The sequence below is a fragment of the Enterobacter cloacae complex sp. IR5428 genome, assembly GCF_049238585.1.
GTDB classification, from domain to species: Bacteria; Pseudomonadota; Gammaproteobacteria; order Enterobacterales; family Enterobacteriaceae; genus Enterobacter; species Enterobacter intestinihominis.
On the sequence record NZ_JBMKHV010000006.1, the window covers coordinates 336,074 to 351,774 of the forward strand.

Annotated in this window: 20 protein-coding genes; all 20 read left to right on the forward strand. The window is 54.1% G+C overall.

Annotated elements, in window-relative coordinates:
• Positions 1–4 precede the first annotated feature (4 nt).
• Complete coding sequence (locus tag ACOTXC_RS11885) at positions 5–1,474, forward strand: DUF1073 domain-containing protein (RefSeq protein WP_421767693.1); 1,470 nt, start codon at positions 5–7, stop codon at positions 1,472–1,474.
• Positions 1,401–2,402 (forward strand): phage minor head protein, encoded by a 1,002-nt coding sequence (locus tag ACOTXC_RS11890; RefSeq protein ID WP_421767694.1) that lies wholly within the window; start codon positions 1,401–1,403, stop codon positions 2,400–2,402. Before ACOTXC_RS11885 ends, ACOTXC_RS11890 begins: the two co-directional genes overlap by 74 nt.
• A 31-nt stretch (positions 2,403–2,433) precedes the next feature.
• Positions 2,434–2,628, forward strand: a complete 195-nt coding sequence (locus ACOTXC_RS11895) for a hypothetical protein (RefSeq protein WP_006808957.1) — start codon at positions 2,434–2,436, stop codon at positions 2,626–2,628.
• Between the two features lie 92 nt (positions 2,629–2,720).
• Positions 2,721–4,109: a DUF2213 domain-containing protein gene (locus ACOTXC_RS11900; protein ID WP_421767695.1), complete on the forward strand. Its 1,389-nt coding sequence runs from the start codon at positions 2,721–2,723 to the stop codon at positions 4,107–4,109.
• Positions 4,110–4,112: 3 nt separating this feature from the next.
• A complete protein-coding gene (locus ACOTXC_RS11905; RefSeq protein ID WP_421767696.1) occupies positions 4,113–4,547 on the forward strand; it encodes a hypothetical protein in 435 nt (144 codons plus the stop codon).
• Positions 4,548–4,557: 10 nt separating this feature from the next.
• A complete protein-coding gene (locus ACOTXC_RS11910; RefSeq protein ID WP_421767697.1) occupies positions 4,558–5,655 on the forward strand; it encodes a major capsid protein in 1,098 nt (365 codons plus the stop codon).
• 9 nt (positions 5,656–5,664) lie between these two features.
• A complete protein-coding gene (locus tag ACOTXC_RS11915; RefSeq protein ID WP_421767698.1) occupies positions 5,665–6,030 on the forward strand; it encodes a hypothetical protein in 366 nt (121 codons plus the stop codon).
• A 2-nt stretch (positions 6,031–6,032) separates the two neighbouring features.
• Positions 6,033–6,413, forward strand: coding sequence for a DUF7370 family protein (locus ACOTXC_RS11920; protein WP_033486571.1), 381 nt, complete (start codon positions 6,033–6,035; stop codon positions 6,411–6,413).
• Entirely contained in the window at positions 6,413–6,586 is a 174-nt protein-coding gene (locus ACOTXC_RS11925) for a hypothetical protein (protein ID WP_014883997.1), read from the forward strand. Before ACOTXC_RS11920 ends, ACOTXC_RS11925 begins: the two co-directional genes overlap by 1 nt.
• Positions 6,586–6,942 (forward strand): hypothetical protein, encoded by a 357-nt coding sequence (locus ACOTXC_RS11930; RefSeq protein ID WP_023314029.1) that lies wholly within the window; start codon positions 6,586–6,588, stop codon positions 6,940–6,942. Before ACOTXC_RS11925 ends, ACOTXC_RS11930 begins: the two co-directional genes overlap by 1 nt.
• Before the next feature lie 2 nt (positions 6,943–6,944).
• On the forward strand, positions 6,945–7,313 hold the full coding sequence (locus tag ACOTXC_RS11935; protein ID WP_032652844.1) for a hypothetical protein: 369 nt from the start codon (positions 6,945–6,947) through the stop codon (positions 7,311–7,313).
• Positions 7,310–7,693 carry a phage tail termination protein gene (locus ACOTXC_RS11940; RefSeq protein WP_048229674.1) on the forward strand — a complete coding sequence of 128 codons (384 nt, stop codon included), beginning with the start codon at positions 7,310–7,312 and terminating at the stop codon, positions 7,691–7,693. Before ACOTXC_RS11935 ends, ACOTXC_RS11940 begins: the two co-directional genes overlap by 4 nt.
• Positions 7,694–7,757: 64 nt before the next feature.
• A complete protein-coding gene (locus ACOTXC_RS11945) occupies positions 7,758–8,537 on the forward strand; it encodes a hypothetical protein (RefSeq protein WP_032652847.1) in 780 nt (259 codons plus the stop codon).
• Between the two features lie 60 nt (positions 8,538–8,597).
• A complete protein-coding gene (locus tag ACOTXC_RS11950; RefSeq protein ID WP_048229671.1) occupies positions 8,598–9,269 on the forward strand; it encodes a DUF6246 family protein in 672 nt (223 codons plus the stop codon).
• 41 nt (positions 9,270–9,310) lie between these two features.
• Positions 9,311–11,617 carry a tape measure protein gene (locus ACOTXC_RS11955; protein WP_421767699.1) on the forward strand — a complete coding sequence of 769 codons (2,307 nt, stop codon included), beginning with the start codon at positions 9,311–9,313 and terminating at the stop codon, positions 11,615–11,617.
• A 10-nt stretch (positions 11,618–11,627) separates the two neighbouring features.
• Complete coding sequence (locus tag ACOTXC_RS11960; protein ID WP_045344867.1) at positions 11,628–11,855, forward strand: hypothetical protein; 228 nt, start codon at positions 11,628–11,630, stop codon at positions 11,853–11,855.
• Between the two features lie 41 nt (positions 11,856–11,896).
• The gene (locus ACOTXC_RS11965; protein WP_181542136.1) at positions 11,897–12,394 is read left to right on the forward strand and encodes a hypothetical protein; all 498 of its coding nucleotides are present in this window, start codon (positions 11,897–11,899) and stop codon (positions 12,392–12,394) included.
• Positions 12,394–12,864 carry a hypothetical protein gene (locus ACOTXC_RS11970; RefSeq protein WP_063133745.1) on the forward strand — a complete coding sequence of 157 codons (471 nt, stop codon included), beginning with the start codon at positions 12,394–12,396 and terminating at the stop codon, positions 12,862–12,864. Before ACOTXC_RS11965 ends, ACOTXC_RS11970 begins: the two co-directional genes overlap by 1 nt.
• A gap of 13 nt (positions 12,865–12,877) precedes the next feature.
• A complete protein-coding gene (locus tag ACOTXC_RS11975; protein ID WP_421767704.1) occupies positions 12,878–13,243 on the forward strand; it encodes an NlpC/P60 family protein in 366 nt (121 codons plus the stop codon).
• Positions 13,230–15,701 (forward strand): host specificity factor TipJ family phage tail protein (locus ACOTXC_RS11980; protein WP_421767700.1); only part of this gene is annotated, 2,472 nt, incomplete at its 3' end. The genes ACOTXC_RS11975 and ACOTXC_RS11980, both read left to right, overlap by 14 nt.

Below are 15,701 nucleotides of genomic sequence, written 5' to 3' on the forward strand. Positions count from 1 at the left end.
GCCAGTGAGCGAACAAGATAACGGCCTTAAACTGGCTGTGAACAACCTCGCCACTGAAATGAGGCGAGCGAACTACCTGAATGCCATCGGCCTCGGTGGCGGCAACACGAAGCGCCCAACGCTTTACCAAGAATTTGGCTACCCGCGCACGATCACCTTCAACGACTTCTACAATATGTACCGCCGCAACGCTGCTGGCTTCGCTGTGGTGCATCGTCTGCTGGATGGTTGCTGGCAGGATTACCCAATCATTGTGGACGGTGATGAAGCTCAGGAAGCGGAGAAAACAAACGCCTGGGAAAAGAAAGTCACCAAGTTCATGAAGAAGTGGTGGCCGAAGGTGAAGGATGCCGACCGCCGCAATATGGTAGGGCGCTACTCAGCGCTTCTGCTTCAGGTGAAAGACAATCGGAACTGGGATCAGGAAGTCGACAAGGCTTTAGTAAAACGACTCGGCGAGTCAGCGCTGGTAAAGCTTATCCCCGTATGGGAGCCGCAGTTAACAGTCGCCGAATGGGATAACGACCGTCAGTCAGAAACGTTCGGCCAGCCGAAGATGTTCAACTTCAATGAGCAGCCGGTCGGTGATGAGCCTTTTGTCGGTCCGATGCGCGGCGAACCAGTGCACCCGAGCCGAGTTATCCTGTTCTGTGAAGGATCTGAAGACGACAACGTCCTGTCCGGCATCCCGCTGCTGGAGGCGGGTTTCAACAAAGGTCTTGATATCGAGAAGATTTCCGGCGGTGGCGCTGAGGGCTTCCTGAAGAACGCCAGTCGTCAGATTGCCGTCGAATTCAGCAAAGAAACCGACATGAACACGCTGGCAGACCAGGCTAAGAAGGCTGGCTATGCCGATCTCGGCGAAGCGATGGGCGACAAGGTCAACAAGCTTAACCGTGGTACCGATGCGGCGGCAGTGATGCAGGCCGGTCAGATGCACGTTCTGAGCGTTACGCCTGGTGACCCGGGGCCAACGTGGGAAGTCACCGCGAACGAGCTGGCAGCCTCCGTGCAAATCCCGTTCACAATCTTGTTCGGTCAGCAGACAGGGCGACTGGCGAGCGACGAGGATAAAACGGACTGGGCTATTCGACGCAACACGCGCCGAAATGGCTTCCTGACCGATCGCATTACCGCGCTGCTGGAACGCTTCTGGACTCTTGGGATTATTGACCCACCGACCAAAGGCGAGGTCACAATCTCATGGAGTGATCTGCTGGCGCCAGGTGAGAAAGAGAAGATCGAGAATGCTTCGAAACTGGCCGACATCGTGCAGAAAACATCTGGCTTCTACGGTGGCGAGCCGCCATTCACCGCCAACGAGTTGCGCGAGATTGTTGGGCTCGACCCGCTGCCAGAGCCAAAAGAACCGCCTAACCCGGACGACAAGGTGACAACCGATGATCCACTGGCCGATGACACCAGAACAGACGGCAAAGGTGGGCCTGCCGATAGTTCCGCGCAGCAAGGTTGACCCGACCCGATCGGCAAAGCAGGTAACCGCGATGTTCCGGGATATCGAGGAGCGGTATCTCGGCATTAAGCGCGCGCTGAAATCTCTGTTCGACCAGCGCCTTGCCGGGCGTGAGCGCGAGGTTAACAGCCATAACTGGCACTTCCTTTGTCATGACCACGGCGACGATTTACGGCTCTACCAGGTCAACGCCGGTAAGTTCATCTACGACATGTCGGCGCAGGAACTGGCGGACCTGCTTGAGGCGGTGCAGTCGGTTCTCGACGATTACCTGCTGGAAGGTGGCGAGCAAAACCTCTGGGCGATGGATTACGTCGTCGCAGAAGCGCAGCGCGGCACGCTGGAGGCATTCAATAACCTCTCGCAGCAGTCCCAGGTTTACGCCAGTCAGACGACGCTACAGCAGCTTTTAAGCAGTCCAGGCTATCTGAACCAGATATCGGCGGCCAGGCTGACAACGTTTAGTGGCTGGAAGGTCATAAGCGACACTGCCCGCGGCGACCTGACCAACATCATCACCGATGCGGTAGCGCGCGGCGTGAATCCCCGCGAGACGGCCAGCGTCATCAGCAAGCGCCTCGATGTGTCGATGTCGAAGGCCAAAACCATCGCCCAGACTGAGCAGGTCGGCGCGCTGAGGCAGGCACAGTGGAACGAAACGGACTGGGCAGCCGACAGGCTGGGGCTGAATACCGGCCTGCTTTGGTTGTCAGCGCTCAAACCAACGACGCGCACCTGGCACGCCAGCCGTCACGGCAAGGTCTACACCACAGAAGAGGTGCGGGACTTCTACGCCGAGAATGGCAACCGGTACAACTGCTATTGCAGTCAGATACCGGTGCTGCTCAACGACGACAGCAGCATTTTCAATGAGGGGCTGACGGAGAGGCTAAAAAAAGAGAGGATGAGCTGGAAAGAAGGGGCATAATTACAGTTCATTCAGACCGATAGAGGTAGTCATGCTTAATAAATATTTTGTAGCTTATCAAATCTTGAAAAATGGACAGGCCTATCTTACAGGATCGACAGTTGTAGCCGATCCTGAAGGATTGGAGCCGGATGTTTTCTTTATGAATACAGCAAAAGAAATAGCCAAACAAAGAATGGTAATGCCTGATGCAGTAATCATTACCGCATTCAATCGGGTTAATTAACCACAAGTAAGTTTCAGTGTAACCTAAACCATTATCTACCCAGCCATAGCGCTGGGTTTTTATTGCCTGAAATCCACCAACGAGGACCCAGCATGAAACGCAACCGCGTTAACGTGCTGACCGTCGTCAACTCCGCTTCAAACATCACCACTGAAACCATCGACGGCAAGCCACATATCGTGGTTCGCGGCATCACGCCTGTCGTGGACGATATCGTGATGAACCGGAAGTTGTACCCGGCAGCAGAAATCGAAAAGGCCTACAACACGCTCGAGCGTAACCCGATGCCGCTGGGCCACCCGAAAGTGGACGGCAAGCATGTGTCGGCGCGCGATGTCCGGGCGGTGAACGAGTACCACGTCGGGGCATGGCTACAGAATGTCAGCCACAAAGACGGCAAAGTGACGGGCGACATGTACGTTAACCGTCAGTACGCCGAGTCAAGCGACAAGGGCAAGCGCCTGATTAACCGTCTGGATGAGATGCTGGTCGGCACCAACTCCGACCCTATCCACATTTCAACCGGCCTGCTGTATTCCGGTATCGCCGCCAACGGCGAGTCGAAGGGCAAAAAGTACAACGAGATCGCCACCAACATGATGTTTGACCATGTGGCGGTGCTGCTCGATGAGCCTGGCGCTGGTACGCCGGAAGAGGGCGTTGGCATCTTCGTTAACTCTGAAGGCGATGAACAGCAGATCGAAGTTGCCCGCCTGGCTGACGGAATCGACTGCACTCGCGACGGCCTGCTCAATAAAACCAAATTTTTCTTCACCAACGCCTCCAACTTTTCCTTCGACGACATCCAGCGCGCAATCAGTGAAAAGCTGCGAGAGGGTCGATCTGATGACAACTGGCTTTGGCCAGAGTCGGTATGGCCTGACACCTTCGTATACCGGGATGATTCCCGTTATTTCAAACAGAAGTACATCATCGACGATGACGGCAAGGCCCAATTCGTCGGCGAACCTGTAGAAGTCGTGCGCAAACAACCTGAGTACGAGATTAAAACCAACGGAGAGAACGATCCGATGAAAGAACTGATTATCAATGCGCTGCAAGCCGCTGGTAAGCCGACTGAAGGCAAGTCCGACGCCGAGCTGATGGACGCATACAACCAGATGAAGGCCGAAGAAGCCACCGCCAAGAAGAAAGGCGATGAAGAAATCGACCAAGAAACCGGCAAGCCCAAGAAAAAAGAGCAGGCCGCCAATAACGAAGAGATGCCAGCGTGGGCGAAAGTACTTACTGAGCAGGTCACCGCACTTAACAGCCAGATCAATGCCAACTCTGACAAAGATAAGGGTGAAAAGCGCGCAGCTGTGAAGCTGGCGATGAACATGAGCGATGAAGAAGTTGCAGATCTGGACGGTAAGGCGCTCGACGCCATGTATGCCAAGTGCCAGACATCTTTCGGCCTGAACGGTGCATTCCGCCATCAGGCTACTAACACCCAATCAGTCAGCGAAATGCCGGAGTAAAAAATGGCTAAAGACGGAAAGCATATTATCCACGCCGGCGGCGTGTTCCCTAATCCGCTGCTTAACCGTGAAGGCGGGGCAGCTGCATCGACTCTACCTGGTACTGTTGGCTTCTTCAGTACTGTTGACAAGTTCACGGCCTCTGTGGCCGGGGAAGAATCCGCCATCAAGTATGTGGCAAACAAAGACTACCTGCGCTGCCTGAGTGTTGATGACGCAATCCCAGCCAATGAATTGGTTGTTGGTATTCATCCGCTACCTGGCATGTTCCTAAACGTGCGAGCAGCAGCGGGCACCTACACCAAAGGCCAGCCGGTTGCAGTAGCCAACGGTCAGATAACTGCGGTTGCAGACGATGCCGCCGTATTCGCTTATGTCGAAGAAGATAAAGCAGTCACTGCGGTGGCAGGCGATCTGATTCGCGTTGTGTTCAAATAAGGAGCACTGAATGTTTGTATTCTCCAAGTCTATCGGCGAGAAGACCGGTAACCTCGCGGTAAACCAGGCGCAATGGCGCGCTCTCGAACTTGAGCGAAACGCCAGTGCTCAGGCAGCAGCTGATTTTCTGGCGCGCACTCAGTTCCGAGGTGATGCAGAAAACGCCCCTTATCTCGATGCGGTGAATGCAGTTGACGATATTCGTCGCCTGTATCGCGCTTTCGACACGACTGTTCTTCAGCAGTTCGAGCCGAATACCGAGTTCACTCTGCTGAACGATCTGATGCCGCTTTCTCGCTCCGTTCGAATCGAACAGTCTCGTTACGACTACGCTCGTACCGGTGGCCGCGGCTGGGCTCACACTTCCATGTCCGGACAGGTCGGCGCGGCACTCGATGCTCGTAGCTATTCCTTCGATGGCACCATGGTGCCTATCCACGACTCGGGCTTTAAGTTCGAATGGCGTGATCCAATTTTCAACAGCCCTCAGGCATTGCAGTCGCAGGCTGATGCGCAGCGTGGTTCGGTTGAAGACGTTCAGCGTCGTTACGTTGACTACATCTTCAACGGCTTCCGCGACAAAGCTGGCAACTTCGCAGTTTTTGACGGTCTGACCTGGAAAGGGTTGCGTGACGATGAGCGCGTAGCGCAGATCGACCTTGGCGCTTCAGGCCTGAACATCGATTTTACCTCTGTCACAGCAACGTCTCAGGCTATCCGCGCCGGGGCAATCGCGCTGCGTGATCAGATGCGTCGCGTAAACAACCAGTATGCAGAGCAGACCTGGTATGTATCCGGCGAAATCATCTCCAACCTGGAACGCTACTTCTCCGACAACTTCCAGTCCGGCACGATCATGGATGAAATCCTGAAACTGACCGGTGTTGCAGCGATCAAAGAAGACAGCCAACTGTCAGGTAACGAAATCGTCATCGTTCCGCTGTCTGCTGGCGTCATTGCTCCAATCGTCGGACAGGCTATCGGTACCGTTGCATCTCCGCGTCCGGAGTACAACAGCGACTACATCTGGCGCACCTGGGGTGCAATGGGGTTGATGGTCAAGCAGGACATCAACAACAAATACTCCGTAATTCACGCATCAAGCTAAGGATAAATCATGGCACTGGTAGAAATCGTGGCAAGCAACCTGCACGCCGGTGCCAACCTCCGCAAACTGGAGGTTGGTTCAGTGGTGGATGTGGACGATGCAACAGCTGAGCGCTGGATCAGCACTGGCAAGGCGAAGGACACTGACAAGAAGAAAGGCGAGAAGCTTACCTTCGAAGTGGCTACTCCTTCCGCTCCTGCGGCAGATCTGACGGCCCTTCAAAAGCAACTCGCCGACGCACTGGAGCAGAACCAAAAGCTAATCGCCGATGGTGAAGCTAAAGACAAGGCTCACGCCGACACACTGGCAGCAGAAACCAAACGCGCTGACGAAGCCGAAGCAGCATTGGCGGAAGCAATCAAGAAGGCGAAATAACCATGGCTGACCCAATCACAGCGGCAGACGTGCAGGCGTTCCTCGGTGAATTGGGTTACTCCATCCCGGGCGCGCTGCTGGAGCCGATTCTCTGCGTGGTAAACAAGATCATCCCGTGCCTCGATGGCGCGGGGTATGACGAGTGCACCGCGAAGTTGATCCTGATGTACGCAGCAGCGCTGATGGCTACGTCTTCCGGTGCGCGCCGCATCAAATCGCAGGGTGCACCGTCTGGTGCGTCCCGCTCGTTTGAATATGGCGACGACAGCATCACCTGGCTTCGCGACTCACTGGCTCGGCTCGATACCAGCGGATGCACCGGTGACTTGCCGATCAGCGCTGGTAACAGCGTCGGCCTGTTCATGGTGGTTGGGGGCTGCTGATGACGTACAAATCAGTTAAGCACGGTCTGCCGCGCTCGTTCACCCGCGTCTGGGTGATGACCGACACCGGGCGGGAGACTACCGGATACGTGAAATCGGACGGCGAGTGGCACATCAACTGCCCCCGCATCCGGGCGACGGGCGCGAAGGTGCTGCGCTGGAAGGAGGGCTGATGTCGTCTACTGCTTCATGGTCATACAATAAGCCGTGCACGATATGGCGTAAGGGCGCGGGCGGTAATGACGAGTGGGGCGATCCTGTCGACCCGTACGAACCGCCTGAAACCATCATGTGCGACTACATCGGCGGCCTGTCTGCAAAGCTCGGCTCCATCGGTAAAGAGGTTGTCGTTAAGAACACCTTTTTCACGGCATACGCACTGGCCGATGAGGGCGACTACATCATGATTGGTGTGAGCGCTGAGCCGGATCCGGTCGTAGCAGGTGCTGATGAGGTCCGTCACGTGACGCGCTGGAACGACACTCTCGACGGTCTGGAAGATGACTGGGCGATAATTACGGGAGTGTAGCCATGGGCATCAAAGTGAAGGGCATCAGCCAGGCGAAGAAAAACCTTAATGCTCTGGTTGGTGATATTCAGGGGAGAAAGGTCGTTAGAGCCATGCAATCAGCTTTGATTATCGGCGGATCTCAGGCGGCGCTCTATACCCCGATCGATACGTCAACCCTCATCAATAGCCAGTTTCGCGAGATTACTGTAAATGGCAATCGCGTGACTGGCCGGGTGGGTTATTCAGCTAACTACGCTGCATACGTCCATGACCCAAGCGTACCTCAGAACTTCCGCCGGGCGACGGCCAGGAAGGAGTTTTTAACCAAGGGGTTTGAAGACACGCAGCGACAGATCGATGCTGTGATCGCCAAGGAAATGTCTCTATGAATCCTCCTATGTATCAGCGAGTCAGGAACATGTTTGGCGATGCCGGTCTTACTACCGGTTTCCTGGTTCAGCTTCTTAGTTTCAATGACCCGAATGATCTTTCGAAAGCGATCATGGTGTTCAGACCAAATGGCGGAACTCCCATCAGAAATGACCTCGGGAACGATAACTACGTCCTGGTCGATGTGATTGGTGCAAAGGGCAAAAACCAGGCGGCGGCAACGGCAGCTCAGTCAATCCTTGATTACGTTCAGGCAAATCCTCACGCAGACGAATGCGTGGGTAAGATCGAAAACATGGGTGCTTACCCAACTCCGGTGACGACGGAGGAGGGCAGGATTGTCCTGAGATTACAGTTTGCCTGCACTTTCGGGGACTGAAGAAAAATCATCAACACAAGGTCGCCATCTGGCGGCCTTTTTTTATACATAAAAGAGGTCAAAGATGGCTAATTGCCAAAACTCCAACGAAAGGGTATTCGGCTCGGCAACAGTGCTGGAGCTGGCCTATGGATGCCCAGACGCTCGGCCAACAGAAGACGACTGGAAGGCTCTGGGTGCTGGAACCAGTAAGGGTCTTGATTTCGCACCAAACTCGGTCACTTCTGACGCAGACGATACTGCTGGATGGGTAGAAAACATCATCACGAACGCAGACGCGACAATCAGTTTTGATGGTGAAGTGCGTAAGCACGACAAACTGGACCAGTTCGGCTACGGCAATCTGGTGAAGTACTTTACTGATGAGATCAATGCCAAGCGCCAGCCGACGCTGTGGGCGCGTATCGCTATCGGTCCAATCGAGTTCTCGGGCTATATGGTGATTTCTAACCTTACGCCAGCAGATGGCGGAAGTAACGACATCATCACGTTTACCGTTGAGTTCAAAGTATCTGATGGCACTACTGTTCAGGTTGTTAATACGGACGCCACGCCTTCAACGCCGTTGGCATTCTCCAAAGATTTGCCAGCAACTAAAGCTGCCGATGCAGACAACGACGTCGTTCTTGATGTTGACGTAACAGGCGGCCGCCCAACTTACAGCTACAAATGGTTCCTTGGCAGCACTCAGATCGATTCAACTGCAAACCCTACGGCGGCAACAGCCACGCTCTTGCTGCTTGGCGTTACAACCGCCTCGAGCGGTAGCTATCGCTGTGAAGTCACAGATAGCGACGGAAATAAAATCACCTCAACTACCTGCGTTCTCACTGTTACCGCATAGCGAACATTACAAAGGCTGTCGGCTGGCAGCCTTGATAATGACCGTTGATCAGGAAATACCATGACCGCTTTGAGAGAAATTGGCGAAATAGGCATAAGTGACAGCCGTGAAGGCGGAAAAGATTACTTGTTACGACCGTCTTTCGAGGCAATGACAAGAATCGGTGAGCCGCATGAAATTGTTGAGATATACGCTGATATCCATGGTCGCGAGGCGGAAAAATTAATCTCTGTCTGTGCAGATGCTTTTGGCGGTTTACCTGACTGGATGGGGCCAGCGATGCGCAGGGTTTCAGATCGCCTGCTAGCAAAAGCCATGGATGTTTTACAGGCGTGCTCAGACGAAGATTTAACGCCGATTGTTGGCCAATGGGATGAGGTTGAAGGAAAGCTTTCTTATTCGCCCGGTCTCATGCCTCAGTCAGATATTGTCATCTTTGCTCAGCATCTTTTACAGCATGGCGTAACAGGGAAAGCCAAGACGCGAAAACTCCAGCGCCATGAATCATCAGGCGGTACTACAGAATTTAACGCCATTGAATACATCAACGCAGCAAGGATCCACTTCAACATAAGCCTGGATGAAGCGCGTTGTTTGACCATGACTGAATTTCAGGCGTTGCTGTCAGAGAAATATCCGGACCAGAAAGGCCTAACCAAAGAAGAATACAGCGCAGTTGCTGATGATTTTCTGGCTAAACAGGCGGCAAGAAGGGCCGCAGCGAAGAAATAACTCCCGGCTATTGCGTGGGATAATCCACAGGAGAAATATCAATGGCTGGTGAGGAACAAGTAGGCAATATCGTCTATCAGGTGCAGATGGATGTTGCGAATCTGATTGAGGCCCAGCGCAAAGTAAATGAGCGCCTTGAGAAGATGAGTGGCGGAGCGTCAAAAGCGGCCAGTAAGTTTGACCAACTCCAGACCAGCATAAACAAAGTTGCCGGGGCCATAGCTGCATCGATAGTTGTTGACTGGGGGCGTGCATTCCTCGTTGCTGCTGACAACATGAGCCAGCTCAACGCGCGTATAGAGAGACTAACTGGCAGCGCAGCGACAGCATCGCAGACGATGCAGAGTCTGATGCGCATCAGTTCGGCAACGGGTGGTTCGCTACAGGATACAGCGAAGCTGTGGGAAACCCTCAGTACCGCATTGCGCGATACCGGTGCGACGAACGGCCAGGTCATCCAGCTCACCGAAACACTTCAGAAAATAGGTCGCATTGGCGGATCCTCGGCAGAAGAAATGGCGAATGCTCTTCGTCAGTTCGGTCAATCAATTTCCTCCGGCACTGTCAGGGCTGAGGAGTTCAACTCCATCCTTGAGCAAATGCCGGAACTGGCACGCCAGATTGCCGCTGGGATGGGTGTAAGCATTGGAGAACTTCGCCAACTGATGCTGGACGGGAAACTGACGGCAGAAGATGCTCTCAACGCCATTCAGAAGCAAACCGGCTCAGTGAATGCAGAGTTCGAGAAACTCCCACGCACACTGTCGCAGGCCAATACCGCTCTCACCAACTCTTTCCTGACTATGGTTGATAATATTAACCAGGCTACAGGAGCCAGTAACGGGATGGTTCTGGTTATCGATTCTCTTGCTGTTGCCATTGGCAGGCTTACCGGGCAGGCCGCTACCGCCAGTCAGCAAATAGCAGATCTGCGCTCTGAAGCCGAAATGTACGCCAAGCGAGCGAGAACATGGAGTTGGCTTGGCTTTGGTGACTGGCAGAAAGAGAACGAGGAGAAATCCGCGCAACTTACAGCTGAAGCTTGGGAGAAGGCATCTCGCGCCGGTTGGGATGCAGTTCAGAAAACAGCCGCAGCCACTAAACCTATCGAAATAAAAGCCACTGCCACTTCAGGTGGTTCTAAAGCGAAGGGAGGCAAGTCAGCAGCCCAGAAAGAGGCGGAGCAGTACGCTAAAGCGCAGGACTCGATAAACGAAAAATTGGAAGCCCTGAGACAAGAATCTATTCTTGCAGCAGGTTCAACCAGCGAATTAACCCGTGAGCAGCAACTACTAAGGGCAGAGATGTCTCTTGGTGCTGATGCAACGGATGAACAGCGACAGAAGGCAAGAGAGTACAAAGCACAGGCTTTGGACACTGCTGAAGCATTGAAAAAGCAAGCCCAGGCAGAAAGAGATAAGCAAGCTGCGCAGTCCAACTTCAGCAGCCTACAAAGCCAAGCTTCTCCTGTGGCTAGCGTTGAAAGCCAATTTCAGCAGCAGATTGAGCAACTTAACCAGTACGCTGCGCTCTACCCTCAGAAAATAGCTGAGGTAGAGGCTGTAAGGGCTAGCATTGAGGAGCAATATCGCCAAAAAAGACTCGATGCTCAGTGGCAAGAATTAAGCCAAATGAATATCGGCTTCGGCATGCTAACGAGTGCCGTGGATGCCTTTGGCGGAAACGCATCAAACGTCATAACTGGACTGATCACAGGAACGATGTCAGCTCAGGATGCTATGCGTTCTCTCGGGAATACGATGCTGAACAGCGTGGTCAATGCGCTAGTCCAGGTTGGTGTTGAGGCCCTCAAAAACTTCATTATAGGGCAGACATTGGGCGCAGCGGCTACTGCTGCTGGAGCATCTCAGGCTGCAATCTTGGCTACAGCTTGGGCTCCTGCCGCCGCCATGGCGAGCCTCGCTTCATTTGGGGCCAACTCAGTTCCTGCCATGACAGGAATTGCTTCAACGGTAGGCCTGGCACAGGGCCTTGCTTTAACCGGTATGCGTTACAATGGCGGCCCGGTGAATGCAGGAGGTCTTTATCAGGTCGGTGAGCGAGGGAAACCTGAGATTTACCAGGCCAGTACCGGTAAGCAGTACATGATACCGGGCGACAACGGCAAGGTGATCAGCAATAAGGATATGACTTCAGGCGGCGGAGTTAGCGTCATAATCAACGTTCAGAATATGACGAGTGCCACATTTGACGCTCAAGCTACTAACAACGGAGATGGTACTATAACCGTGGATGCCATTATTGCTGACTTGAATAATGGAGGTCCTATATCGCAGGCTATCACTGGCAATACAACTGCGAAAAGAACACCTCGAGGTCAGTTATAAGGAGATATGTATGGTTATTGAGCCAAACGATGTGCAATCCTTCCCAATTGAAATAGGTAAACCAAATAAGTTTTACCCTAACAGGGCGGTGGAGTTTGTCTTTACTTTAAAGGACGGTTCCACCATCAAAGGCATTGCTCCTGCTGGAGAGGACCTGGAATTTACCAATAATGGCGATATCGTTGATATAAAAATCAATGTTTACGATACGCCATCTGGTCCACGGTCCGTTGAATAATCAAACCCGCTTCGGCGGGTTTTTTAATGCCTGGAGTTTAGATGCCAATTATCGACTATCCCGACTGGCTGCCGCTAGCGCAGAAGGCCAGCAAAAATATGACTCTCGATACCGGGTTCCAGACCGATCAGCCAGCGGTCGGCCCGGCTATCTTCGAGAATCAAACCGACGACCTGAAAGTGACCTGGTCACTGACGTGGATCTTCACTCTGGCCCAGGAACGCGCTTTCCAGCAGTGGCTACGCAGCCCGAACTATCTCAACCGGGGACTGAACTGGTTCCGTATGAATATCAATCTGGGCGGCAGTGGCCTCCAGTTGCAGGAGCTTCACTTCACGCAGATGCCGGTGCAAACCAGTATCGACGGCGGGGTGGTGACCTGGACTGGGACCGTTATTGCCAACCACCTGTACAACGCAGATGACGAGTTTGACGACGTAATTGTTGAGTTGCCGCCTCCATGGCCTTCAGTGTTGGATATCGTTGTCACGGGTTATCCGGACAACAGGGACCCAGAATCATTACCGAGGGTGCCGTAATGCCGAGCTTCAGGGAGTATAAGCAGCAGCGCCCGACGCGCGGTCTGTACGACACCATCACGTTCTACCACCCCTCCTTTGGTTACGTCCGCCTGGTCGATAAGCAGTTCTTCCCGAAGACGCTTGGCGGCCAGACGTACTCGCCAGCGCGCTTTGAAATCGAAGAGAGCCAGCAGAGCGGCACGCCGGTGATCGACGCGACGGTGAAGTTAGGGCGGCTGTCGTCTGACATCAAAGCGCTGATGAAGCGGTGGAAGGGGGCGGCGCGGCTAACAGCTATTACGGCCACGCGGCAGATATTCGACAGCGGCGATGTGTCGGTGCCGATTAAGTCGTGGCAGCTTTACGTCAAGACGGTGGATATCGATGCTGATGCCGCATCGGTCACTCTCTCCGTCACCAACCCTCTGAATAACAATATTGGTCGCCTTTATGATCCAGTCGAGTACACGGGACTTCAGTACCTCTGATTTTATCAGCAGGATGATCGGCGTGCCGTGGGCTAACCGGGCCTGCTCGTTTGAGAAAGTCGACTGCTGGGGATTGTGCGTGTTGTTTTACAGGCATGTGCTCGGCATTGAGTTGCACCAGACGCCGGACTACGAAGCCGGGGCCGACTTCTTCACCTGCTATCAGGGTGATGTCGTTTTCTGGCGCCCGGTCGACAAGCCAGTTGAGGGCGGGATATTCGTCGGATACCGAGGCGCGCAACCGGCGCACGTTGGCCTGGTGCTGAACCGGATGGCGCTGCACTCGCGCGGCGAGAACGGAAGCGTACGCATGGACTCGTTGCTGGTCATTCAGCGGGCATTCACCAAAGTGGAGTTTTTCGAATATGGCGCTGGTTGAAATATCGAATTTTCCAGGAACGCCTAAGCTGCGTTGCAGGGTGCCAAACGGCACCCTTTTTTATGACTGGCTTGCGGCCAATGACGCTACTTTCCACCGCGACCTGCTAATCGTCCGCAACGGCGTAAAGCTGAGCGACGATGACGATCTGGCGTTTGAACTGAGTGAGCTGGACCACATCCAGATATTCGACCAGCCAAAGGGCATTGTCGGTGACATCCTGAGCCCGATCTTTAAAGTGGTGGGTCAGGTATTTTCGTTCCTGGCGCCGAAGCCAGCTATTGCAAACAACGGCGGTAATACCGTCGACTCGCCCAACAATAGCCTGACCGGTCAGACAAACACGGCGCGCGTATATAAGGCCAAACCGGACATCTACGGCCAGATTCGTTCGTTCCCGGATCTGATTCAGGAGTCGGTGTTCGAATACGTGCACCAGACGTCCACCGACGGCGGCCTGAAGTACGTTACAGAGTGGATGTGTATCGGGATCGGCAAATACGATTATGAGTCCGTGCGCTACTCAGAATCCAGCCTGGGCTCTCTGGCCGGTGCCGAATTCCAGTTCTTCCAGCCTGGCGAAGTTATCCCGCAGATCGTCGAGGGATACGGATTCGATGACGTTGACGGTCAGGAAGTTCCCGGTCAGAACGAAGCCAGCGACTTCCCGATCGAAACAGCAACGGCAAACACGGTGGTCAGCGGAACGTATTCCGGCGGCCAGATAGCGATGAAAATCGTGAAACAAGCCGAGTTCGATTATTTCATGGGGCTGGTTCTGCCTCACGCTGTGACTTTCACCATCAACGTGACGTACAGCACCGCCTCCGGCAACGTAACTACCGATGCGACATTCTCAGGCACGCTGATTTCAGCGGTTGAAACAAACGACGGTGCAGTGGTTAACCCGGTGCGCTGGTACACGTTTACGATGAACCAGCTCGAAGGACCGCAGGACATCCCGGCGAATGCCACGATCAACACCACGAAATTCATCCTCAACGATAACGAGGCGCTGGTGGTTGGGCCGTTCTTTTCCCCGGTCGAGTCAACGCAGCTGTGGCTGCATACTCAGTCCAGCCTCGGCGGGAAGAAAGAGACCAACTGGAAGGTTGTCATCTGGAAAATCGACGACAACTACAACCAGGTGCCGGGAACGCAGCAGACGTTTACGTACCGGCAGACGACGCCGCACCAGTCGACGAGTGAGGTGTTTTATCGCACTGACAAGATCACTCCGACCGGCGGGTTCGGTAAATACGCGGTCAGCTTCCAGCGCACGGATAACTCCGGCGATGCGTCACTGCTGAAGGTTGAAGAGATCCACAGCATCAACATCAGGACAAACGTCGTTCACCCGACCGACACGTTGGTGCGCGTAAAAGTCCGGGCGACCGAGAATGCCCTGGGCAGCCGCGAGCGCAAATATAACGCACTGGTGACTCGCCACACCATTACGTACGACCTGGACACGCAGACGGTGGATTACACGCTGCGTCCGTCGCGCTCGTTCGCTGATGCGGTGGCGCACACCTGGCTGATTATGGGTGAGCAACCGGTAAGCAGCATCGACCTGTACGGGCTGTACTCAATCGTCGAAAGCCTGCCTGATGAACGGCTGGGTTACTTCGACTACACGTTTGACGACGAGAACGACTCTCTCGGCGACCGCGTGCAGGCCATCTGCAATGCGGCATCTGTTGTGGCGTACTGGGATGACGGCGTACTGACGTTTACCCGTGATCAGAAAGTTGATTACCCGGCGGCGGTATTCAACCGGGCCAACATGAAGACGGACGAGTACAAAATAACGTACGAAGCCACGTTGCCTGGTGGTTATGACGGTGTGCAGGTTTCCTATGTTCACCCGACCACGAACAACAAGACGTACATCAACTACCGCGTGCTGAACGGCACTATCGTCGAGCAGGAAGCGGAAAACCCAAACAAGCTGGAGATTGTCGGCTTCCGTAATGAGTATCAGGCGCGAGAGCGCGCGCTGCGCGAAACGAAACGCCTGATTTACTCCCGGGTGAAGATGAGCGCCAAAGTGTTTGAGGACGGCATTATCCAGGTCGGTAGCGTCATCCAGATGCCAGACATCTACGACAGCAACCAGCAGGGTGGTTACGTCACCGGCCGCTCCGGGAATGACTTCGATACCAGCGAGCCGATCACGTTTACCGGTTCGATGTATGTGCTGGTGACAGACAGCCTGGGTAACCCGACGCTGCGCTATCCGGCAACCGCCCGCACTGACACGAAGTATGGCTTCACTGCTGCAATACCCAACATTCAGCTCAATATATGGAACGGAGACACTGTGCAACTCCCGTCGCGCTATCTCATTGCGACAGTTGAGGAGCTGGACAGTCAGCTATGGACGGTCAACAGCATCAAACCGAACACAGATAACACGGTTTCCCTGACCGTCGCGGAATACAGCGACGCCATCTAC

Bases quoted from the DNA above. Each gene is read 5' to 3' on its own strand.
- ACOTXC_RS11890 (WP_421767694.1), top strand. From the start codon at position 1,401: ATGATCCACTGGCCGATGACACCAGAACAGACGGCAAAGGTGGGCCTG.
- ACOTXC_RS11895 (WP_006808957.1), top strand. From the start codon at position 2,434: ATGCTTAATAAATATTTTGTAGCTTATCAAATCTTGAAAAATGGACAG.
- ACOTXC_RS11900 (WP_421767695.1), top strand. From the start codon at position 2,721: ATGAAACGCAACCGCGTTAACGTGCTGACCGTCGTCAACTCCGCTTCA.
- ACOTXC_RS11905 (WP_421767696.1), top strand. From the start codon at position 4,113: ATGGCTAAAGACGGAAAGCATATTATCCACGCCGGCGGCGTGTTCCCT.
- ACOTXC_RS11910 (WP_421767697.1), top strand. From the start codon at position 4,558: ATGTTTGTATTCTCCAAGTCTATCGGCGAGAAGACCGGTAACCTCGCG.
- ACOTXC_RS11915 (WP_421767698.1), top strand. From the start codon at position 5,665: ATGGCACTGGTAGAAATCGTGGCAAGCAACCTGCACGCCGGTGCCAAC.
- ACOTXC_RS11920 (WP_033486571.1), top strand. From the start codon at position 6,033: ATGGCTGACCCAATCACAGCGGCAGACGTGCAGGCGTTCCTCGGTGAA.
- ACOTXC_RS11925 (WP_014883997.1), top strand. From the start codon at position 6,413: ATGACGTACAAATCAGTTAAGCACGGTCTGCCGCGCTCGTTCACCCGC.
- ACOTXC_RS11930 (WP_023314029.1), top strand. From the start codon at position 6,586: ATGTCGTCTACTGCTTCATGGTCATACAATAAGCCGTGCACGATATGG.
- ACOTXC_RS11935 (WP_032652844.1), top strand. From the start codon at position 6,945: ATGGGCATCAAAGTGAAGGGCATCAGCCAGGCGAAGAAAAACCTTAAT.
- ACOTXC_RS11940 (WP_048229674.1), top strand. From the start codon at position 7,310: ATGAATCCTCCTATGTATCAGCGAGTCAGGAACATGTTTGGCGATGCC.
- ACOTXC_RS11945 (WP_032652847.1), top strand. From the start codon at position 7,758: ATGGCTAATTGCCAAAACTCCAACGAAAGGGTATTCGGCTCGGCAACA.
- ACOTXC_RS11950 (WP_048229671.1), top strand. From the start codon at position 8,598: ATGACCGCTTTGAGAGAAATTGGCGAAATAGGCATAAGTGACAGCCGT.
- ACOTXC_RS11955 (WP_421767699.1), top strand. From the start codon at position 9,311: ATGGCTGGTGAGGAACAAGTAGGCAATATCGTCTATCAGGTGCAGATG.
- ACOTXC_RS11960 (WP_045344867.1), top strand. From the start codon at position 11,628: ATGGTTATTGAGCCAAACGATGTGCAATCCTTCCCAATTGAAATAGGT.
- ACOTXC_RS11965 (WP_181542136.1), top strand. From the start codon at position 11,897: ATGCCAATTATCGACTATCCCGACTGGCTGCCGCTAGCGCAGAAGGCC.
- ACOTXC_RS11970 (WP_063133745.1), top strand. From the start codon at position 12,394: ATGCCGAGCTTCAGGGAGTATAAGCAGCAGCGCCCGACGCGCGGTCTG.
- ACOTXC_RS11975 (WP_421767704.1), top strand. From the start codon at position 12,878: ATGATCGGCGTGCCGTGGGCTAACCGGGCCTGCTCGTTTGAGAAAGTC.